A 19,400-nucleotide genomic window follows, 5' to 3' on the forward strand; every position below is an offset into this window, starting at 1 on the left:
TATTATTTTTTCGACGATTGAAAAATCATTTGTCTCAAATTAGAGATTTGTAGTGGTTTGGATGGCCCTATCGCGAGCAGGCTCGCTCCCACATTTGTTCAGGGTTGACCGGGAAATGCGAGTCTAATGCGATTTAGTGTGGGAGCGAGCCTGCTCGCGATGGCTGCGATACGGTTTCAAGTCATGTCTATAAATGGAGATCTATATCTCTTTATTGAGACTCCGCAATCCCCAGCACCACCATCTTCTTGTACAGCGTCGAACGCCCAAGCCCCAGCCGTGTCGCGGCTTCGATCACCCTGCCACCACAGTGCGCGAGCGTGCTTTCAATCAACTGCCGGTCGAAGCGTTCGCGTGCCGCACTGAAGGTCTCATTGGCATGCGTTTCAATGGCCGGTGACGCAGAACGCTGTACCGGCACAAAACTGCCAATCGCTGCACGAATTTCCGCAGCATTCAGGATCAGGTCATCGCTGAGCAGCGCGGCCCGCTCCAGCACGTTGCGCAATTCACGGATGTTCCCCGGCCAGGCGTGTTGGCCGAGTAATTCCAGCGCCTGGCTGTCGAGCTCATGCTGGCTGCGCAGCTCTTCCAGGATCGCTTCGCTCAGGGCCGGCAGGTCGTCGAGGCGCTCGCGCAGGGGTGGCACCTGAATCGGCAACACGTTGAGGCGGTAATACAGGTCGGCACGAAACTCGCCGCGTTTGATCGCCGCCTCGAGGTCGGTGGAGGTCGCAGCGATCACTCGCACATCGCTCTGAATCACTTCGTTGGAGCCGACCGGTTCGAATTCTTTTTCCTGCAATACCCGCAGCAGCTTGCTTTGCAACGGCAGCGGCATGTCGCCGATTTCGTCGAGAAACAAGGTCCCGCCCTGAGCAATCTGCAGCTTGCCGGAGCGGCCCTTGCGATCTGCACCGGTGAAGGCGCCAGGCGCGGTGCCGAAAAATTCGGCTTCGAGCAGCGCTTCGGGAATCGCCGCGCTGTTGATGCTGACAAAGGCTTTGTGCGCCCGTGGCGAAGCACCATGAATCGCCTGGGCCAGCAGTTCTTTGCCGGTGCCGGTTTCACCCAGCAACAAGACCGGGGACTCGGTGCTGGCGCTACGTCGGGCGCGGCGTTTGACCTCCAGGCTGGCAGCGCTGGTGCCGATGAAGTGGGCGAAGGTGTACTTGGCTTGCCGGGCACGCAGCAGCGAACGCGTGGACGCAAGCTCTTCCTGCATGCTCAGGTAACGCTTGAGCATCGGCGACAGGCTGTGCAACTCATCGAACAGCGCGAAGCCGATGGCACCGATTACCGCGCCGGCGTCATCGTGAATTGGCAGGCGCATCACCACCAGAGGCTCTTTGGGCGTGTCCTGCATGTCCAGAAGGATCGGTCGACCGGTACGCACCACCTCGCGCAAAAGGCTGCCGGGAATTACGCTTTCGCACGCCTTGCCGATAGCCCCTTCGGCGGACGCCAGGCCAAAGCGCTTGGCATAACGTTCGTTCATCCAGACGATGTTCGCGTCACGGTCGACGATCACCGTGCCTTCGCTGGATTGCTCGATGATCTCGAACAATGAGCGGATCGCCAGCATGCGCACACGTTGGTAGTCCTTGAGGCTTTCGGTGGTGTTCATGGCTTCACTTCCAGAATGTGTTTTGACTGTGCTGGCCCCTTTGCGAGCAAGCACGCTCCCACAGGGTCTTGTTAGTGCCGAAGATCCAATGTGGGAGCGGGCTTGCTCGCAAAGGCCATGACGCGGTCCGATGCGATCATACCCAGCCCGGATGCGCCGCGGCCAACAGCTCTTTGGTATAGGGGTGCTGCGGCGCGGCGAACACGTCATGGCTGGCGCCGCGTTCCACGACTTTGCCGTCCTTGATCACGATCATGTCATGGGCCAGGGCTCGAATCACTGCCAGGTCATGGCTGATGAACAGGTAGGTCAGGCCGTATTTTTCCTGAAGCTGGCGGAGCAGGGCGACCACCTGTTTTTGCACCGTGCGATCAAGCGCCGAGGTCGGTTCGTCGAGCAGGATCAGCGCGGGTTTGAGTACCAGGGCGCGGGCGATGGCAATCCGTTGGCGCTGACCACCGGAGAATTCGTGCGGGTAGCGGTGGCGGCTTTGCGGGTCAAGGCCGACTTCTTTCAGCACCTGAATGACCTGGGTCTCGCATTCGGCAGCACTCGATTGGCTATGGACTTCCAGCCCTTCGCTGATGATCTGTGCGACTGACATTCGCGGGCTGAGGCTGCCGAACGGGTCCTGAAACACTACCTGCATCTGCTTGCGCCAAGGCCGCAGCTGCTTCTGGTTCAGGCTGTCGAGCGCCTCGCCCTGAAAGCGGATGCTGCCGTCGGAGTCGAGCAGGCGCAGGATCGCCTGGCCGAGGGTGGACTTGCCGGAACCGGATTCGCCAACGATGCCCAGCGTCTTGCCACGTTGAATGCTCAGGCTGATGCCGTCGACTGCATGCAACCAGGTTTTACGCTGGAACAATCCGCCGCCCAGCGGAAAACGTACGTTGAGGTCGTTGACTTCAAGCACTACTTCACGCTCGTCACGAGGCAGGGGTTCGCCTTCCGGTTCGGCGTTCAACAGCAGTCGACTGTAGGGATGTTGCGGGTGGTTGAAGAGGCGCTCGCACTCGGCTTGCTCGACGATTTCCCCGGCGTGCATGACGCAGACACGCTGGGCGATGCTGCGCACCAGATTGAGGTCGTGGCTGATCAACAGCAGCGACATGCCCAAGCGTTGTTGCAGTGATTTGAGCAGCAGCAGGATCTTGCGTTGTACCGTCACATCGAGCGCGGTGGTTGGTTCATCGGCGATCAGCAACTCGGGCTCGCAGGCCAGTGCCATGGCGATCATCACCCGTTGCCGCTGGCCACCGGAGAGCTGGTGCGGATAGGCTTTCAGGCGCTCTTCGGGGTTCCGGATGCCCACCAGTTCGAGTAGCTCAAGGGTGCGCTTTTGCGCTGCCTTGCCACCCAGTCCCTTGTGCACCAGCAGGGTTTCGCCAATCTGTTTCTCGACGCTGTGCAACGGATTGAGAGAGGTCATCGGCTCCTGGAAAATCATCGCGATGCGATTGCCGCGCAAGGCTCGCAACGTCCCGGCGTCTGCGCCGAGCAGCTCCTGGCCTCGGTAGCGAATACTGCCCCGGGTTTCGGTGCCGACATCGGGTACCAGTTGCAGGATCGAGTGGGCGGTCACCGATTTGCCCGAGCCGGATTCGCCGACCAGTGCCAGGCATTCGCCGGGGCGGATGTCCAGGCACAGGTTACGCACTGCGGCCTGGCCATTGAAGGCCACATTGAGGTCACGGATTTCGATCAGGTTGTCGCTCATATCAACAGTCCGCTTCAAAATCGAGGATCAAAATCGCGGCTCAAGAGCGCGGATCAAACGCATCACGCATTGCTTCACCGATAAACACCAGTAAAGAAAGAATCAGCGCCAGGGTGAAAAACGCCGTCAGCCCGAGCCATGGTGCTTGCAGATTCTGTTTGCCCTGACCGATCAACTCGCCCAGCGAGGCGCTGCCGGCGGGCATGCCGAAGCCAAGGAAGTCGAGGGCAGTGAGGGTCGAAATCGCCCCGGTGAGAATGAACGGCAGGTAACTCAAGGTCGCGTTCATCGCGTTTGGCAGAATGTGCCGCACGATGACTTTACGGTCGGTCAGACCCAGCGCGCGCGCCGCTTTGACGTACTCCAGATTGCGCCCGCGAAGGAACTCGGCGCGCACCACGTCCACCAGTGCCAGCCAGGAAAACAGCGCCATGATCCCCAGCAGCCACCAGAAATTCGGCTCGACAAAACCCGACAGGATGATCAGCAGGTAAAGCACCGGCAACCCTGACCAGACTTCCTGCAGGCGCTGACCGAGCAAGTCGACCCAGCCGCCGTAGTAGCCCTGCAAGGCGCCGGCGGCGATGCCGATCAGCGCGCTGATGAAGGTCAGCGCCAACGCAAACAATATCGACACCCGGGCGCCGAAAATCACCCGCGCCAAGACATCGCGCGCCTGATCGTCGGTGCCCAGCCAGTTAACCTTTGAGGGTGGACTCGGCGCCGGCTGATTGAGGTCGTAGTTCGGCGTGTCGTCACTGAACGGGATCGGCGGGAAGAGCATCCAGCCGCCGTCCTTGTGGATCAGCTTCTGCACGTAATCACTGCGGTAATCGGCCTGGAATGGCAGTTGCCCGCCGAACTCTTGCTCGGTGTAGCGCTTGAACGCCGGGAAGTACAACGAGCCCTGATAATCGAGTACCAGCGGCTTGTCATTGGCGATCAACTCACCACCGAGGGTCAGGACGAACAGGCCGATGAACAGCCACAGCGACCACCAGCCTCGACGGTTTTTCTTGAAGCGTTCCAGGCGTCGGCGCGCCAGGGGCGAGAGATTGAGCATCAGGCGTTCCTCGCGGCGAAGTCGATGCGCGGGTCGACCAGGGTGTAGCAAAGGTCACCGATGAGTTTTATCAAAAGACCGAACAGGGTAAAGATGAACAGCGAGCCGAACACCACCGGGTAGTCCCGGGACACCGCCGCTTCGTAACTCATCCGCCCCAGGCCATCGAGGGAAAAAATCACCTCGATCAACAGGGAACCGGCGAAAAACACGCTGATGAACGCCTGCGGAATACCTGAAACCACCAGCAGCATTGCATTGCGAAACACGTGGCCGTAGAGCACTCGGCGTTCACTCAGGCCTTTGGCGCGGGCGGTGACCACGTATTGACGGGTGATCTCGTTGAGGAAGGAGTTCTTGGTCAGAATGGTCAAGGTAGCGAAACCGCCGACTACCAGTGCCGTCACCGGCAGCACCAGGTGCCAGAAGTAATCGGCCACCTTTCCCAGCGTCGACAACTGATCGAAATTCTCCGAGACCAGTCCCCGTACCGGAAACCAGTTCAACGATGTACCGCCGGCAAATACCACGATCAGAAACATCGCAAACAGAAACGCCGGCATTGCGTACCCGATAACGATTGCGGTGCTGCTCCAGATATCGAAAAGGCTGCCGTGATGCACGGCTTTGCGAATACCCAGCGGGATCGATACCAGGTACGTGATCAGTGTTGCCCAAAGCCCGAGGGAGATGGTCACCGGCATCTTTTCAAGGATCAGGTCGGTGACCGTGGCACCGCGAAAGAAGCTTTTGCCGAAGTCCAGTCGGGCATAGCTGGTGATCATCAGCCACAGGCGTTCCGGTGCCGGCTTGTCGAAACCGTACTGTTTTTCGATGTCCTTGATCAGTTGCGGATCAAGCCCGCGACTGGCTCGCGAGCCGTGACTGATGGCGTCACCGGAAGAGCCGATGCTTGCGCCGCCGATGCCTTGCAGGTGAGCGATGGCCTGCTCGACCGGCCCCCCCGGTGCGGCCTGCACGATCACGAAGTTGACCAGCAGAATAATCACCAGCGTCGGAATGATCAGCAGCAAACGTCGAAATATATAAGCCAGCATCAATGCGGCCCTCCGGGTTTGCCACGGCTGATGCGTTCGACGGCCATCTGTTCGTTGGTCAGCGGCGTCGGGTTCATTTCCCACCAGCTCTCGATGGCTTCGTCATTGCTTGCTTGTACCGCCGGAATGCCGAAACGGTTCCACCACACGGTCGAGGAGCCTGGCGGGTAATAGTTGGGAATCCAGTAGTAGTTCCATTGCAGCACCCGGTCCAGTGCATGGGCATAACGCAGCATGTCGGCCTGGGTGGTGGCTTTGACCAGGCCGGTAATCAGCGTGTCGACGGCCGGGCTTTTCAGCACCATGTAATTATTGGCGCCGGGGTCGGTGGCGGCGGCGGAGCCGAAGTAGTTGTACAGTTCGCTCCCTGGCGAGGTAGTCACCGGATAGCCGGTGACGATCATGTCGTAGTCACGACTCATCAAGCGGTTTACGTACTGCGACGAGTCGATCCGGCGGATATCCAGATTGATGCCGATCTGCGCCAGGTTGCGCTTGTACGGCAATAGCAGACGGTCCATGCCGTTCTGGCTGATCAGGAAAGTAAACGCCAGCGGTTCGCCCTCGGCGTTGACCAGTCGATCGCCATCGGCTTTCCAGCCGGCTTGTTCGAGCAGCGCCAGTGCCTGCAATTGCTTATCGCGGATCAGGCCGCTGCCGTCGGTTTTCGGTGCTTCGAATACCTGGGTAAAGACCTCGTCCGGAACCTGCCCGCGCAAGGGTTCGAGAATCGCCAGCTCACCGACATCGGGCAGTTGCCTGGCCGCCAACAGGCTATTGGAAAAGTAACTCTGCTGGCGAATGTACATATCGCGCATCATCTGCCGGTTACTCCACTCGAAATCCCAGAGCATCGCCAGGGCCTGGCGTACGCGGCGGTCCTGGAACATCGGCTTTTGCAGATTGAACACAAAACCCTGGGCCGGTTGTGGTGCCTCTTTGGCCAGATGAGCCTTTTGCAAGCGGCCGTCGCTCAGCGCTGGACCGTCGTAACCGATTGAATACGCGGTGGCCGAGAACTCGCGGTTGTAGTCATAGGCGCCGCCGCGCAGCACCTGACGAGCGACATCGGTGTCGCCGAAGTACTCGATACTGAAATGGTCGAAATTGTACAGGCCGCGGCTGACAGGCAGGTCCTTGCCCCACCAGTCGGCATTGCGCTGAAAGGTAATGCTGCGTCCCGAATCAATCTTGCCGACGCGGTACGGGCCGCTGCCCAGTGGTGCTTCGTAACCGCCGCCATTGGCGAAGTCGCGGGTTTTCCACCAGTGCTCGGGAAATATCGGCAGGGTCGCAATGTCCAGGGGCAGGGTGCGGTTTTCGTTGCTCTTGAAGTCGAAGCGAATGGTGCGCGGCGACTCGACTTCGACGCCTTTGACGTCGGCGAATTGGGTGCGATAGCGCAGGCTGCCCTGGGTCATCAGCAGGTCGAAGGTGTAGCGCACGTCTTCGGCGGTGATGGGCGTGCCATCGGCGAAGCGAGCCTTGGGATCGAGGTAGAAACGCAGCCACAGACCATCGTCGGCACGCTCCATTTTCTCTGCCACCAGCCCGTACACGGTGTAGGGCTCATCCAGAGACCGTTGGGCCAGTGGCGAGTAAATCATCCCGTCGACCTGGGTCACACCAATACCCTTGTCGATATACGGTAACACGTGGTCGAAGTGGCCGATTTCCATCGCCGAGCGGCGCATGCTGCCGCCCTTGGGGGCTTGCAGGTTGGTGTAGGCAAAGTGACTGAAACCGGCAGGGTATTTGGCCGGTTCGCCATACACGGTCAAGGCGTGTTGTGGCGCAGCGTTCACGGCTGCGGTGCTCAGCAGCAAGGCCAGGGCCGTGAAGATCAATGAGGGGAAAGCCAGTCGCATTGTCAGCCTTAAGAGCCGGATGATCGATAAGCACAATTTGTACGCTAGCAGCGCGTGACTCGCCAGCCATAATCATTCGATCCAAACGCAACGGCCCACCAGAAGGTGGGCCGTTGTTTGAGCAAATCGCGGAATGATCAGTCCTGGCGGCTGGTCACTTCCAGCAGGTGGTAACCGAACTGGGTCTTCACCGGGCCTTGTACGGTATTGACTGGTGCGCTGAAGACCACGGCGTCGAATTCCTTGACCATCTGGCCAGGACCGAACGAACCGAGGTTGCCGCCGTCACGGCTCGACGGGCAAGTGGAGTTGGCTTTGGCGATTTCGGCGAAATCAGCGACGGCTTCGATTTGGGCTTTCAGTTCGTTGCACTTGGCTTCGGTGGCAACCAGGATGTGGCGGGCAGTGGCTTTGGCCATGAGAAAAATCTCCATTCAATGTTCAAGTAAGGTGCTGAGCCTACCGGATTCAGTGACCTATTTCTCGTCAAAGTTCCGTCAATCCATTGCCTGCTGTCGCGACGTCTTGCGTTGCGGTTGTGACCAGACATCAGCAGACCCTAGAGACCGACGCCTTTCAAGCGTTCGGCATGCAGCAAGTACAATTCGACGGGGTCGATGCCTTTGCGTACCAGACCTGCCGTTTGATTGATCGCATCCAGGTGGTCCATTGGGTAATCGGAGCGCAGGACGGTGCCCAGATGCGAGCTGTAGCGGCCGACCATCCCGTCGTTTTGCTCAGCCTCGCGAGTGAAAAACCTGGAAAACCCTCGACAAAAAGCGTGCAGCGGATCGAGCGCATGCAGCCCTGTATCCAGCAGGTTGCCCTGCAAGGTGCCACTCCAGGAGTAGTAGCGAACGCCGTTGACCCATTCCTCGCCGTTGCCACCCCAGGTCTTCGGCAGGCCTTGGGGGTATTTGGCGTTGAACTCAGCGACGCCGTCGGTGGTTAAAGCGTTGAGGGCGGCGACGGCGTTCTGCGGGATTTTCGAACTGCCACTGATAAACGACAGGAATTCGACGAACAACGTCGAGACCGCCACTGCGACGTGTTCTGGCAGGTGGCCGGGGGTCAACGCTTTGCGCAAGTAGTCGGCGAGCTCGGAGCCATGGTTCGGTCCGCTGACCGAGGTCACCGAAGCGATGTTTTGGGGTGCCATCGCTGCGGCATAACGAGCGGTCAGTGCACCTTGGCTATGGCCGATCAGATTGACTTTGCTCGCGCCGGTGCCAGCCAGCACCAGGTCGATTTGTGCCAGCAGTTGCTCGCCACGGACCTCATTGCAGTGAGCGGCCGAGAGGTGGGGTATGAACACTTGAGCGCCAGTGTTCCTCAGTGCCTGTTTCACGCCATGGAAGAGTTCCAGTTTGCCGATGCTTTCGAATCCGAAGAGACCGTGGACCAGCAGGATAGGGTGTTGCGTGATTGCATTCCGTTGCATGTGCGTACCTGTATTCCGTAAGTTCGAGTGGGGTTCACGTCCTCACTCTAATGCAGGGCGGCAGGCGAGCGGTGTGGGAAAAAACCGCTAGAAACTGTTGAAAGCGGAATAGAAATAGCAGGAAAGATCAGATTTTTGCGAGGCATTGCTCGGAACATTTTGAGATCTTTTCTTCAGTGATTGTCTGGCGCTGCCGTTCCAGAGGTGCAACTGGAACGGCAGTGCCGGGCAATTGATCGCTGAGTACTTGTATGCGGGTTTGTTCAGATGCCCGCTTCAGGTCCGCGCAGCTTCAGACTGGCGTTGCGCAACAACTGCTCGGTCGCCTCCCACCCCAGGCAGCCGTCAGTCACCGAAACGCCATAGCGCAGCGACGTGCTTAACGGTTGGCAGCCTTCGAACAGATGGCTTTCAAGCATCATGCCGATCAGCGAGCGATTGCCGCTCAGGCGTTGCTCAAGCACTTCGTTGAACACCACCGGCTGGCGTAGCGGGTCTTTACCGCTGTTGGCGTGACTGCAATCGACCATGATCCGCGAGGCAATCTTCAGTTTCTGCAAGTCCACCTGTATGTGCGCGACGCTCTGAACATCATAGTTTGGCCCACGATGCCCGCCACGCAGTACCAGATGCGTATCCGGGTTGCCCTGAGTCTGAATGATTGCCGGGTGCCCCTGGCTGTCGACACCGAAGTGGCGATGCGGATGCGCCGCCGAGCGCATGGCATCAGTGGCGATGCCGACACCGCCATCAGTGCCGTTCTTGAAACCGACCGGCATGCCCAGGCCGCTGGCCATCTCACGGTGAATCTGTGATTCGGTGGTACGCGCACCGATCGCGACCCAGCTCAGCAGGTCATCGAAGTAGCTGGCGGCCATGGGTTGCAGCAGTTCGGTGGCGATCGGCAAACCGAGGCGAAGCATTTCACGCATCAATTCACGGGAGAGGGTCAAGCCACCGACCATATCGTCGCTGCCATCCAGGTGCGGGTCGTAGGCCAGGCCTTTCCAGCCCACCGTGGTGCGAGGCTTTTCGATGTAGGCGCGCATTACCACGAGCATTTCATCGCTGACGTCGGCCGCAAGCCGGGCGAGCTTGCCAGCGTATTCGAGGGCGGATTGCGGGTCGTGTATAGAGCAAGGGCCGACGACGACCAGCAGACGGGAGTCTTCACCGTCGAGAATCGCGCGGACTGCTTCACGGTGGGCAGCGACCTGTTGGGTCAGCGTGAGGCTGAGTGGCAATTGGTGCTTGAGTTGCAGCGAGCTGGGCAAGCGCTGGGTCAGCGTTTCATTGGCCGGGCTCAAGGTGGACAGCGGCAGAGCAGAGATGGACGAGTTCATATTCGGGCTTCCTGGGCTGGCGGCGGGTTCGGTCCCGCGCGCTCGGCCCTACTGGGGTGTTCGACAGTTGGCCGGGTTGGCTTCGAGTGTGTGCATGCCACCTGTGGGTGACCGATCGGAGGCGGCAGGCTGTCCCGAGCGGAGGCTGGTAAATCGCCAGGCGGAAAAACTGTCGTAACGGTAATAAGTGGCGTAGTTCATGTCGTGATTCCTTGAAGTCAGTGATGTCGCTAAAAATGTATGGGGCTGAAAAAACAAAACCCCCGGTCGGGAAGCCGACCGGGGGTTGAGAATTCTCTGGTAGGCGACCCCTTGAGTAGTGGGCGCCATGTGGGTATCAGGCGCGCCAGTGGCTAAACCAATACCCAAAATAAAAGTTTACCGGTGCGCAGACGCCATTTACCCGTGCAGCCGCAACCGAGCGCGGGGCGCTGGCGATGCGAAGCTGTGAAGGGGTATGCGGCATGGTCTGTCTCCGATGAATGCGCCGAGCTTACTAGAGGCGGGTGTGCAGATTCAATCAGTAAATACTATCGGCTCGCAGGTCAGTTTCTATGGCTTAAGCACGGCGTAGCTTTGTGCCACACTTCGTGATTGCTTGCGGACACTCATCAAGGACAATGCAGATGACGACACTGACCATCGCCGCCGCACAATCGATCTCGATCGCCGGGGACCTTCGCGCCAATATTGCCCGGCACCAGCACTTCATCCAGGTCGCCGCCGAGCAGGGCGTGCAACTGTTGGTGTTCCCCGAGTTGTCGCTCACGGGGTATGAGCGTGGATTGGCGGCGCAATTGGCGATCGCGCCGGATGCAGCGGTTTTGCAGCCACTGCGGGATCTGGCTCAAGAGCTGGGTATTACCACCGTCGTCGGAATGCCGATTCGTCTATCGACCGATTCGCCGGTACTGATTGGCGCGCTGGTACTGGCTGCCGATGGTTCGCTGGGGGTCTACAGCAAGCAGCATCTGCATTCGGGCGAGGAGGAGGCGTTTGCACCGGGGTCGGGCGGTTCGCTGCTGACAATCGGTGACGATACGATCGCGTTGGCGGTGTGCGCTGACTTTTCGCATGCCAGCCATGCCGCTGCGGCCGCCGACATGGGGGCGAACCTCTACGCCGCAGGCGTGCTGATTACCGAAGGTGGCTATGCTCCGGACACCGCGTTGCTGCAGGGTTATGCCGGCGAGCACTTGATGGTGGTGCTGATGGCCAATCATGGCGGTGCAACGGGCGGCTGGGAGTCTGCGGGGCGCAGTGCAATCTGGGCGCCGGACGGTTCGCTGATCACAGCGGCCCCGGGAACCGGGGATTTACTGGTGATCGCCCGTCGAAATGCCAGCGAATGGCGCGGGGAGGTCCTGCCCGTGGTCAGTGCATGAGGAGGGCAAATGGATCTTGAACTGCGGCCGGCCTCGGCGGAACATTTGTCATTTGCGCGAGCACTGACGTGCCAGACGATGCTTGGCTATTACATTCGGCATGACCTGCCGTGGATCGACGAGGCTTTCGATGTTGCCTGGGCAGGTCGGGAAAACTGGCTGATTTGCCAACATGCATCGGTGCTGGGTTTTATCAGCCTGAGCCACGATTCGAAGGCCCTGTACATTCGCGAGTTGCATGTGGTGGAGGCCTCTCGCGGTCAGGGCGTTGGCACCTGGGCCCTCGAGCAGGTGTTTTCGAAAGCCTGTGCAGAGCGACGTCCGGCGTTGCGTTTGACGGTGTTCAAGGACAATCCCGCGCAAGCGCTTTATCAGCGCATGGGCTTGCAGATTGTCGGGCAGGACGACTGTTTCCTGAGGATGGAGCGTAAATGTCTGCGCTGAAACGTCTGCAAAGCGTGTAGCTCAAGCCATTCAAGACGAATTGAAACTTTTTATATAGCGCTTGCTGCTAGGTCTACCGGATGCTTTTTGCTAAGGTGTTCGGCAACCAATAAGACCATTATCGCGAGGTGTCTGCTTGATTAGGGTGCTAGTAGTCGATGACCATGATCTCGTTCGTACAGGTATTACACGAATGTTGGCTGACATCGATGGTCTGCAAGTAGTCGGCCAGGCTGAGTCGGGGGAGGAATCCCTGCTTAAAGCGCGTGAGTTGAAACCGGATGTGGTGCTGATGGACGTCAAGATGCCTGGGATCGGCGGTCTTGAAGCCACGCGCAAGTTGTTGCGCAGCCACCCGGACATCAAAGTCGTCGCTGTAACCGTGTGCGAGGAAGATCCGTTTCCTACCCGACTGTTACAGGCAGGTGCCGCAGGCTATCTGACCAAGGGCGCAGGGCTAAATGAAATGGTGCAGGCGATTCGCCTGGTATTTGCCGGGCAGCGTTATATCAGTCCGCAAATTGCCCAGCAGTTGGCGATCAAGTCGTTCCAGCCGAGCAATGATTCGCCCTTCGACGCACTGTCAGAGCGGGAGATCCAGATCGCCCTGATGATTGTCGGCTGCCAGAAGGTCCAGATCATTTCCGACAAGCTATGCCTGTCGCCGAAAACCGTGAACACTTACCGTTACCGCATTTTCGAGAAGCTTTCGATCAGCAGCGATGTTGAGTTGACGCTGTTGGCGGTTCGTCACGGCATGGTCGATGCCAGTCTCTGATAATGACTGACCCGTTTGATCCAAGCGCCTTCCTTTCGACCGTCAGTGGGCGCCCTGGTGTGTATCGCATGTTCGACAGCGATGCGCGCCTGCTGTATGTGGGCAAAGCCAAGAACCTGAAGAAACGTCTGGCGAGTTATTTCCGCAAGACCGGCCTGGCACCCAAAACGGCTGCATTGGTTGGCCGCATCGCCCAAATTGAAACCACCATCACCGCCAACGAAACCGAAGCGCTGCTGCTTGAGCAGACGCTGATCAAGGAATGGCGGCCGCCTTACAATATCCTCCTGCGAGACGACAAGTCCTATCCGTACGTATTTCTTTCGGATGGCGATTTTCCACGCTTGAGCATCCATCGCGGTGCGAAAAAGCTGAAGGGCAAGTACTTCGGTCCTTACCCGAGTGCCGGTGCGATTCGTGAAAGCCTGAGCCTGCTGCAAAAGACCTTTTTTGTTCGTCAGTGCGAAGACAGCTACTACAAGAACCGCACGCGACCTTGCCTGCAATACCAGATCAAACGGTGCAAGGCGCCCTGCGTCGGCCTGGTCGAACCGCAGGTCTACGCCGAGGATGTACGTCACTCGGTGATGTTCCTCGAAGGTCGCAGCAATGCGCTGACAGACGAGCTGTCTGCAGGCATGGAGCAGGCGGCGAGCACCCTCGATTTCGAGCGGGCGGCCGAGCTGCGGGATCAGATTTCCCTGCTGCGCCGGGTGCAGGATCAACAGAGCATGGAAGGCGGAACGGGAGATGTCGATGTCATCGCGGCGTTCATCAACCCGGGCGGTGCCTGTGTTCATCTGATCAGTGTGCGTGGCGGACGGGTGCTGGGCAGCAAGAACTTTTTCCCGCAGGTGGGTATTGAAGAGGATGTTGCCGAGGTGATGGCGGCGTTTCTTGGCCAGTACTTCATCAGCAGTCCCGAACGCGACTTGCCGAGCGAGTTGATCGTCAATGTGGTCCACGAGGACTTTCCGACCCTGATCGCGGCCATTGAAGAGCTGCGTGGTCGCGAGTTGACCATCAGCCATCGGGTACGCGGTACGCGAGCACGCTGGCAGCAACTGGCCGTGACCAATGCCGAGCAGGCGCTCGGGGCGCGTCTGGCCAACCGTCAGCACGTTGCCGCGCGGTTTGAAGCCTTGGCGCAAGTGCTTGACCTCGATGAGCCGCCGCAACGACTGGAATGCTATGACATCAGTCATTCGAGCGGCGAAGCGACAGTGGCGTCTTGCGTGGTGTTTGGCCCGGAAGGGCCGCTGAAGTCCGACTACCGCCGCTACAATATCGAGGGTGTCACGCCGGGCGATGACTACGCGGCGATGCATCAGGCGCTGACTCGACGCTTCAGCAAGCTGAAGGAAGGCGAGGGCAAGTTGCCGGACATCTTGCTGGTCGACGGTGGCAAGGGGCAGTTGTCCATGGCGCGTGATGTACTCAACGAGTTGGCCGTGCCTGACCTGATTCTTCTGGGTGTGGCCAAGGGCGCGACGCGCAAGGCCGGGTTTGAAACGCTGTATCTCAATGACGCCGCCCATGAGTTCACCTTGCGCGGGGATTCTCCGGCGCTGCACTTGATCCAGCAGATCCGCGATGAGGCTCACCGTTTTGCAATTACCGGTCACCGCGCGCGACGTGGCAAAACCCGCCGCACTTCAACGCTTGAAGGCGTTGCCGGGGTAGGGCCGACACGGCGGCGTGACCTGTTGAAACATTTTGGTGGATTGCAGGAGCTGTCTCGTGCAAGCATCGAAGAGATCGCCAAAGCACCGGGGATCAGTAAAAAGCTCGCTGAGTTGATTTATGCAAACCTGCACAGCGAGTAGAATGCCCAACTCACCTCGTAGCCAGTTGTGCCGATGAATATCCCTAATCTGATCACCGTTCTACGCGTTCTACTTATCCCGATCTTCATTTTGCTGTTTTACCTGCCGTACCAATGGAGCTACCTGGCGTCCGCTTCGGTCTTCGCGTTCGCTGCGGCTACCGACTGGCTGGATGGCTATTTGGCCCGCCGCCTGGAACAAAGCACACCGTTCGGGGCATTTCTCGATCCGGTAGCCGATAAACTGATGGTCGCAGTGGCACTGGTGCTGCTGGTGCAAGAGCACGGTAACGTGTGGCTGACATTGCCGGCAGCGGTCATCATCGGTCGTGAAATCGTCGTTTCCGCTCTCCGGGAGTGGATGGCCGAACTGGGTGCGCGAGCACATGTTGCCGTCTCGAACCTGGGCAAATGGAAAACCGCTGCGCAGATGCTGGCGCTGGTGATCCTGCTGGCCAATCCGTCGGACTTCAGCTTTTGGGTTCTGGTGGGTTATACCTTGCTGATGGTCTCCGCAGGCCTGACGTTGTGGTCCATGGTGCAATATCTGCGTGCTGCCTGGCCGCATCTGAAAACCGATGTAGAAAAAAAATAAAACTTTTTTGAATCAAGGGGTTGACGAGACTTCTAAATTCTATAAAATGCGCCACACCAAGACGCGGGAATAGCTCAGTTGGTAGAGCACGACCTTGCCAAGGTCGGGGTCGCGAGTTCGAGTCTCGTTTCCCGCTCCAGATACAGAAAAACGCCACTCAATGAGTGGCGTTTTTTTTGCGCGTTATTTTATTGGTACGTCCGTTCGCAACGTAAAAAACCTCGTAAAAATTGCAGCCTCAAGGACGTGGATGGCTTGCACCTATTCGTCAGCTCGAAGGGTGCCAAGAGCTGGCATTTTCGTTTCAACTGGCTGGGTAAGCCGGCTCGCATTTCCTTGGGAATGTATCCGGAAATAAGCCTTAATGTAGTGGTCAACTAATCCCGGACACGACGTTAAGTTTTTTCTCGGCCTGCGCGGGTATGGACACGCACGGGCATGACTGTCCGACAGATAGAACATGTCGACTTGAGGTTGGAGCCATAGAGCTGTGTGGTCCCTGTGGAGACTGGCTTGGCAGCGAAGTTTTGGCGATCATAAAGGCCTCTTCGCCGGCAAGCCCTGCTCTACAGGGACTGTGTTCAGCCTTGTTTGAGCGGCACTCCCCCAAGCAGTAGCAGTGTGCTCAGGCCTGGGTGATATCCAGCAACCGAGGTTTGGCAATCGCCAGATAATCCTGCGTATCGAGCACCATCGACGCATCCAGCCGACCGGCGTTGAAGGCGATTTCGCCGTAGCCTGTGGTCAGGGCCGGGTCGACGATCAATTGAATCCGTTCATCGAAGACGAACGGAGGGATGGCGCCGATCGGGCACCCGGTCAGTTCCATGACGGTTTCGGCTTTCACCAATTCGGCTTTTTTTCCGCCCAGGGCCGCTCCGACCTTCTTCATGTCGAGCTTCTGGTCCCCCGGCAGTATCGCCAGGGCATATGGTTCAGACTGACCCTTGAGCGAGCAGAGCATGGCCTTCGCGCCCTGGCCGGGCTCAGTGCCACGGATTTCGGCGACCCGCGCCGACTGGCCCTCGGCATCGTGCATCAATACCCGGTAGGAGGCTGCGCGGGCATCGAGTAACGCCACCAGGCGATCGAACATGGGGTGCATGGAGTTTTCCTCAGGTTTGCAGGAGCAGGTCGTAGGACAGTTTGCTGATCAGGATCACCAGCAACACCAGGAACAGGGCACGGACAAAGGGCACGCCTTTATGAACCGCCAGCCAGGTGCCGGTCAGTGCGCCCAGGATGTTGAATACCGCCATGGGGATGGCGATCAGGTAGAGCACGTTACCTGTCGGAATGAAGAATATCAGCGCCGCGACGTTGGTCGCGATGTTCACCAGTTTGGCCGACGCCGAGGCATGCAGGAAGTCGAAGGCGAAGCAGCGGATAAACAGGAAGATCAGGAAGCTGCCGGTGCCGGGACCGAACAGTCCGTCGTAGAAGCCGATGGCGCCGCCGATGACAATCGCCAGCAGTTTCTCCCGGGTACCGATGCGCATGGGTTTGTGCAGGGTGCCGAAGTCCTTTTTCCAGAAGGTGTAGATCGCCATCAGCACGATCAACACCAGCACCGCCGGCCGGATCACCGACTGGGGGACGTACGACACCGTGGCCGCTCCGAAGAAGGCCATCACAAAGGCCGCACAGGCGGCGGGGATCACCAGACCCCAGTCGATCACCACCTTGCGCACGAAGGACCGGGCCGCGAATGCGGTGCCGAAGCCTGCCGCGACCTTGTTAGTACCCAGCAGCGCCGCCGGTTGTGCCGTGGGCAGCACGTTGAACAGCGCGGGTATCTGGATCAGTCCGCCGCCGCCCACCGCCGCATCGATCAGGCCTGCGGCGAAGGCGAACACGCAAAGGATGACAATATCGACCATGAAATCAGGCCCTGACGATGAAGGGTTGGTCAGGGGCCAGGGGTACCACGCGTGCCGGGTCGTTGACCCCGAAGACGCGCAGCATCCAGCGGTCGTGGCCGTCGTAGCGGGGGGTAAAACCGTCCCGGGCATGCAGGGTTTTCTGATTCTTGAAGATCAGCATGTCCCCCGGTTGCAGCAGAATGTGATGCACGACATCGGGATGATTGGCGGCGGCGGCGAACAGTTGCAGGGCAAACTGCGCGTTGGCGCAGGTCGCTGCGACACTGGCCTTGTTGTAGCGGCAATACAGGCTACCGGTTGCGCATCTGTACAGCAGGGGGACGTTTTCCAGCACATTACCCTGTTTGCCGAAGGAGGCCGGTCGGCGAATGGCGAAGTGCGGTTGTGACAATTCTTCTTCGACAGAGGCTGGCAGCATGGCCAGCACGTCACCAATGGCGACGATGCGCGTTGGCACGCCGAGCTCGCAGCGCAGACCGGTCAGGGACAGGTATTCCGGACAGGCCGACAACTGCGAGACGGGTTCGCAGGTCAAGGGCAGGTGAGGGTTGTCGACATGCATGCCCAGGTCCATGCGCGAGCCATAGGAGCTCTTTTCGGTCTCTCGCTTGTGCTTGGGCGATACGTGGCGGAACACCGTGTCGTCGTTTTCACCCTCGTACGCTACCGGATGGGTTTGCAGGGTTTGCAGCACGGACAGGATAGCTCCGGCCAGAATCGACAGGTTCTCGATACCCGGCTTCATGTCGTAGGGCGTAGCGGGCAGTTGCGGGTCCAGCGGCAGCCCCCTGACGATCATCGCCACCTCACGGGACTGGGGAAAGTTGCGCAGCCGCCGGATTTTCTCGGCACACAGGGCGCTCTCCAGCAACTGCCCCAAGGCCGGCATGCGGCGGATGCCCGAGGCGCTGTCGGTTACGGCCAGCGATGCCAGGCCGGCTTGAAGAGTGCGCTGTTCTTCGAACGACACATGAATTTGCGGTATCTCCTGTCGGATCGAAGTCGCTGATTTTTTCCCCGGCCGTTCACGAATTTCTTCATCGACACGGGCCGCGGATTCCCCAACTATTTCATCCAGCTTTGACACGTCCTTTTGCTCCTGTTTGCCTACATCCTTGTGGGTTGAACAGGAAGGCTAACGGAAGGGGTTTTTTTATGTTGCAATGCCACGTTGTGAAATCTGCAATGAGGTGGTGAATGGCACTCGATATGTTGGGGAGTTTTGAAGCCTTTGCGACGGTAGCTCGCAAGCGCAGCTTCATCGCGGCGGCACGAACGCTGGGGCGTTCCCCGAGTTCGCTGACCCGCGCCGTTCAGGCCCTGGAGGAAAGTGTCGGGGTCAAGTTGTTCAATCGCTCGTCCAATGCCGTGAGCTTGACCGAGGCGGGTGAGCGCTTGTTGCCCCACGCTTATAAAATGCTGGATTTGCAACGTGAGGCGGATGAAGACCTGGCCGGTCTCAGCGGCCTGGCCTACGGCTGGATCCGTTTTTCCGCCCCCGAGTTTCTCGGACATGGACTATTACCCCGGTTGATCGCGCAGTACTGCGAGCTTTATCCCGACGTAAATGTCGATGTGATTTTCACCGATGAGACCATCGACCCGGCCAAGAGCAAGCTGGACTTCTCGATTCGCGGCGCATTTCCGCAATCCAGTGACCTGATCGGTTTTCCGCTCTGGAATTATTCACGTCACCTGTATGCCAGCCCCGGGTATCTGGAGCGGTGCGGGATGCCCGACTCCATCGAGGCGCTGGAGGCGCACTCGCTGATCCTGCATACGGCGCCGCGGATTCTCAAGGATTGGAACTTTCGCAGCGAGGAGCAGGCCATCAGCTTTCGGGTTCATCCGAAGTTTCGTTTCAGCTCCGGTGTGGCGGTGTTCCAGGCGGCCCTGGCAGGCATGGGGATTGCCCGCCTGGCGGACTGGCTGGCGGAGCCCGAAGTGGAAGCGGGGCGCCTGCTCCGGGTCTGTCCCGAATACATGCTCACCTCCAGCAGCGGCGAAAGCCCGCAGATGCACGCAGTGTACCCGGCCGGTAATCTGCCGCTGCGGGTGAAGTCGCTGTTGGAGGTGATCCGTGGCTTTGGCGAAAGCCTGGACCGAAAGCATGCACTGACGCTCTAGGCGGCTACCAGCCGCCGTCACTTCTTGAATGCCAGGTATGTTGCCCAGGTCACACCACTCCCTGCCTGCGCGTTGCTCAGCAATGGCCTCCCTGGATTATGGCGCTCAGTCCAGGCTGTTCGCATTGCCGACAACCGCATGTTGCACCCAAGCAAAGCCCCGTAGCACTCCATTGAGCATAAACCGGCCGTCGCTTCAGGGGTGTTCGGTTTTCTGATTTTTGGCAATCAGAATCCTTGAGCATTT

The 19,400-nt window shown here is 59.0% G+C and carries 17 protein-coding genes, 1 tRNA gene and 1 pseudogene; 8 read left to right on the top strand and 11 right to left on the bottom strand.

The genetic code is table 11. The features are described 5' to 3' along the window. Positions 1–211: 211 nt before the first annotated feature. The 8 genes from BK658_RS20270 to BK658_RS20305 form a co-directional block, all read right to left on the bottom strand. Positions 212–1,627, bottom strand: coding sequence for a sigma-54 interaction domain-containing protein (locus tag BK658_RS20270; protein WP_123583860.1), 1,416 nt, complete (start codon positions 1,625–1,627; stop codon positions 212–214). 136 nt (positions 1,628–1,763) lie between these two features. After that, positions 1,764–3,344, bottom strand: coding sequence for an ABC transporter ATP-binding protein (locus BK658_RS20275; protein WP_123583861.1), 1,581 nt, complete (start codon positions 3,342–3,344; stop codon positions 1,764–1,766). A gap of 40 nt (positions 3,345–3,384) precedes the next feature. After that, positions 3,385–4,407, bottom strand: a complete 1,023-nt coding sequence (locus BK658_RS20280) for an ABC transporter permease (RefSeq protein ID WP_123583862.1) — start codon at positions 4,405–4,407, stop codon at positions 3,385–3,387. Continuing rightward, a complete protein-coding gene (locus BK658_RS20285) occupies positions 4,407–5,465 on the bottom strand; it encodes a microcin C ABC transporter permease YejB (protein ID WP_123583863.1) in 1,059 nt (352 codons plus the stop codon). Before BK658_RS20285 ends, BK658_RS20280 begins: the two co-directional genes overlap by 1 nt. Then, the gene (locus BK658_RS20290) at positions 5,465–7,333 is read right to left on the bottom strand and encodes an extracellular solute-binding protein (protein ID WP_123583864.1); all 1,869 of its coding nucleotides are present in this window, start codon (positions 7,331–7,333) and stop codon (positions 5,465–5,467) included. The genes BK658_RS20285 and BK658_RS20290 overlap by 1 nt, the downstream gene beginning before the upstream one ends. A 137-nt stretch (positions 7,334–7,470) precedes the next feature. Further along, positions 7,471–7,752, bottom strand: a complete 282-nt coding sequence (locus tag BK658_RS20295) for a peptidylprolyl isomerase (protein ID WP_123583916.1) — start codon at positions 7,750–7,752, stop codon at positions 7,471–7,473. 140 nt (positions 7,753–7,892) lie between these two features. Beyond that, complete coding sequence (locus BK658_RS20300) at positions 7,893–8,774, bottom strand: esterase/lipase family protein (RefSeq protein WP_123583865.1); 882 nt, start codon at positions 8,772–8,774, stop codon at positions 7,893–7,895. A gap of 263 nt (positions 8,775–9,037) precedes the next feature. Then, on the bottom strand, positions 9,038–10,117 hold the full coding sequence (locus BK658_RS20305) for a 3-deoxy-7-phosphoheptulonate synthase (RefSeq protein ID WP_123583866.1): 1,080 nt from the start codon (positions 10,115–10,117) through the stop codon (positions 9,038–9,040). Between the two features lie 626 nt (positions 10,118–10,743). On the opposite strand from BK658_RS20305, the gene BK658_RS20310 reads away from it, so the two are divergent. From BK658_RS20310 to BK658_RS30840, 7 genes and pseudogenes are all read left to right on the top strand, one after another. Beyond that, positions 10,744–11,502: a carbon-nitrogen hydrolase family protein gene (locus BK658_RS20310; RefSeq protein WP_123583867.1), complete on the top strand. Its 759-nt coding sequence runs from the start codon at positions 10,744–10,746 to the stop codon at positions 11,500–11,502. A 9-nt stretch (positions 11,503–11,511) separates the two neighbouring features. Further along, positions 11,512–11,946, top strand: coding sequence for a GNAT family N-acetyltransferase (locus BK658_RS20315; protein WP_123583868.1), 435 nt, complete (start codon positions 11,512–11,514; stop codon positions 11,944–11,946). 136 nt (positions 11,947–12,082) lie between these two features. Next, a complete protein-coding gene (gene gacA, locus BK658_RS20320) occupies positions 12,083–12,724 on the top strand; it encodes a response regulator transcription factor GacA (protein WP_071555134.1) in 642 nt (213 codons plus the stop codon). A 2-nt stretch (positions 12,725–12,726) separates the two neighbouring features. After that, on the top strand, positions 12,727–14,550 hold the full coding sequence (gene uvrC, locus BK658_RS20325) for an excinuclease ABC subunit UvrC (protein WP_123583869.1): 1,824 nt from the start codon (positions 12,727–12,729) through the stop codon (positions 14,548–14,550). 33 nt (positions 14,551–14,583) lie between these two features. Further along, positions 14,584–15,144, top strand: coding sequence for a CDP-diacylglycerol--glycerol-3-phosphate 3-phosphatidyltransferase (pgsA, locus tag BK658_RS20330; protein WP_123583870.1), 561 nt, complete (start codon positions 14,584–14,586; stop codon positions 15,142–15,144). Between the two features lie 63 nt (positions 15,145–15,207). After that, positions 15,208–15,283: transfer RNA gene (locus BK658_RS20335), tRNA-Gly, on the top strand. Between the two features lie 71 nt (positions 15,284–15,354). Beyond that, a pseudogene (locus tag BK658_RS30840) lies at positions 15,355–15,525 on the top strand (Arm DNA-binding domain-containing protein); the annotation flags it as partial. A gap of 244 nt (positions 15,526–15,769) precedes the next feature. On the opposite strand, the gene BK658_RS20340 reads toward BK658_RS30840, so the two are convergent. From BK658_RS20340 to BK658_RS20350, 3 genes are read right to left on the bottom strand one after another with little or no spacing between them, the layout of a single operon-like run. Beyond that, on the bottom strand, positions 15,770–16,249 hold the full coding sequence (locus BK658_RS20340) for a YbaK/prolyl-tRNA synthetase associated domain-containing protein (RefSeq protein WP_123583871.1): 480 nt from the start codon (positions 16,247–16,249) through the stop codon (positions 15,770–15,772). Between the two features lie 10 nt (positions 16,250–16,259). Further along, positions 16,260–17,024 (bottom strand): sulfite exporter TauE/SafE family protein, encoded by a 765-nt coding sequence (locus BK658_RS20345; protein ID WP_123583872.1) that lies wholly within the window; start codon positions 17,022–17,024, stop codon positions 16,260–16,262. Positions 17,025–17,028: 4 nt separating this feature from the next. Beyond that, positions 17,029–18,114 carry a TauD/TfdA family dioxygenase gene (locus BK658_RS20350; RefSeq protein WP_123583873.1) on the bottom strand — a complete coding sequence of 362 codons (1,086 nt, stop codon included), beginning with the start codon at positions 18,112–18,114 and terminating at the stop codon, positions 17,029–17,031. A 110-nt stretch (positions 18,115–18,224) separates the two neighbouring features. On the opposite strand from BK658_RS20350, the gene BK658_RS20355 reads away from it, so the two are divergent. After that, positions 18,225–19,154 (top strand): LysR family transcriptional regulator, encoded by a 930-nt coding sequence (locus tag BK658_RS20355; protein WP_123583874.1) that lies wholly within the window; start codon positions 18,225–18,227, stop codon positions 19,152–19,154. Positions 19,155–19,400 lie beyond the last annotated feature (246 nt).

This window comes from Pseudomonas brassicacearum (assembly GCF_003732175.1).
GTDB lineage: Bacteria > Pseudomonadota > Gammaproteobacteria > Pseudomonadales > Pseudomonadaceae > Aquipseudomonas > Aquipseudomonas brassicacearum_G.

Coding starts and splice junctions, on each gene's coding strand:
- pgsA (WP_123583870.1), top strand. CDS start 14,584: ATGAATATCCCTAATCTGATCACCGTTCTACGCGTTCTACTTATCCCG.
- uvrC (WP_123583869.1), top strand. CDS start 12,727: ATGACTGACCCGTTTGATCCAAGCGCCTTCCTTTCGACCGTCAGTGGG.
- BK658_RS20280 (WP_123583862.1), bottom strand. CDS start 4,407: ATGCTCAATCTCTCGCCCCTGGCGCGCCGACGCCTGGAACGCTTCAAG.
- BK658_RS20315 (WP_123583868.1), top strand. CDS start 11,512: ATGGATCTTGAACTGCGGCCGGCCTCGGCGGAACATTTGTCATTTGCG.
- BK658_RS20275 (WP_123583861.1), bottom strand. CDS start 3,344: ATGAGCGACAACCTGATCGAAATCCGTGACCTCAATGTGGCCTTCAAT.
- BK658_RS20270 (WP_123583860.1), bottom strand. CDS start 1,627: ATGAACACCACCGAAAGCCTCAAGGACTACCAACGTGTGCGCATGCTG.
- BK658_RS20345 (WP_123583872.1), bottom strand. CDS start 17,024: ATGGTCGATATTGTCATCCTTTGCGTGTTCGCCTTCGCCGCAGGCCTG.
- BK658_RS20310 (WP_123583867.1), top strand. CDS start 10,744: ATGACGACACTGACCATCGCCGCCGCACAATCGATCTCGATCGCCGGG.
- BK658_RS20295 (WP_123583916.1), bottom strand. CDS start 7,752: ATGGCCAAAGCCACTGCCCGCCACATCCTGGTTGCCACCGAAGCCAAG.
- BK658_RS20285 (WP_123583863.1), bottom strand. CDS start 5,465: ATGCTGGCTTATATATTTCGACGTTTGCTGCTGATCATTCCGACGCTG.
- BK658_RS20300 (WP_123583865.1), bottom strand. CDS start 8,774: ATGCAACGGAATGCAATCACGCAACACCCTATCCTGCTGGTCCACGGT.
- BK658_RS20355 (WP_123583874.1), top strand. CDS start 18,225: ATGGCACTCGATATGTTGGGGAGTTTTGAAGCCTTTGCGACGGTAGCT.
- BK658_RS20305 (WP_123583866.1), bottom strand. CDS start 10,117: ATGAACTCGTCCATCTCTGCTCTGCCGCTGTCCACCTTGAGCCCGGCC.
- BK658_RS20290 (WP_123583864.1), bottom strand. CDS start 7,333: ATGCGACTGGCTTTCCCCTCATTGATCTTCACGGCCCTGGCCTTGCTG.
- BK658_RS20340 (WP_123583871.1), bottom strand. CDS start 16,249: ATGCACCCCATGTTCGATCGCCTGGTGGCGTTACTCGATGCCCGCGCA.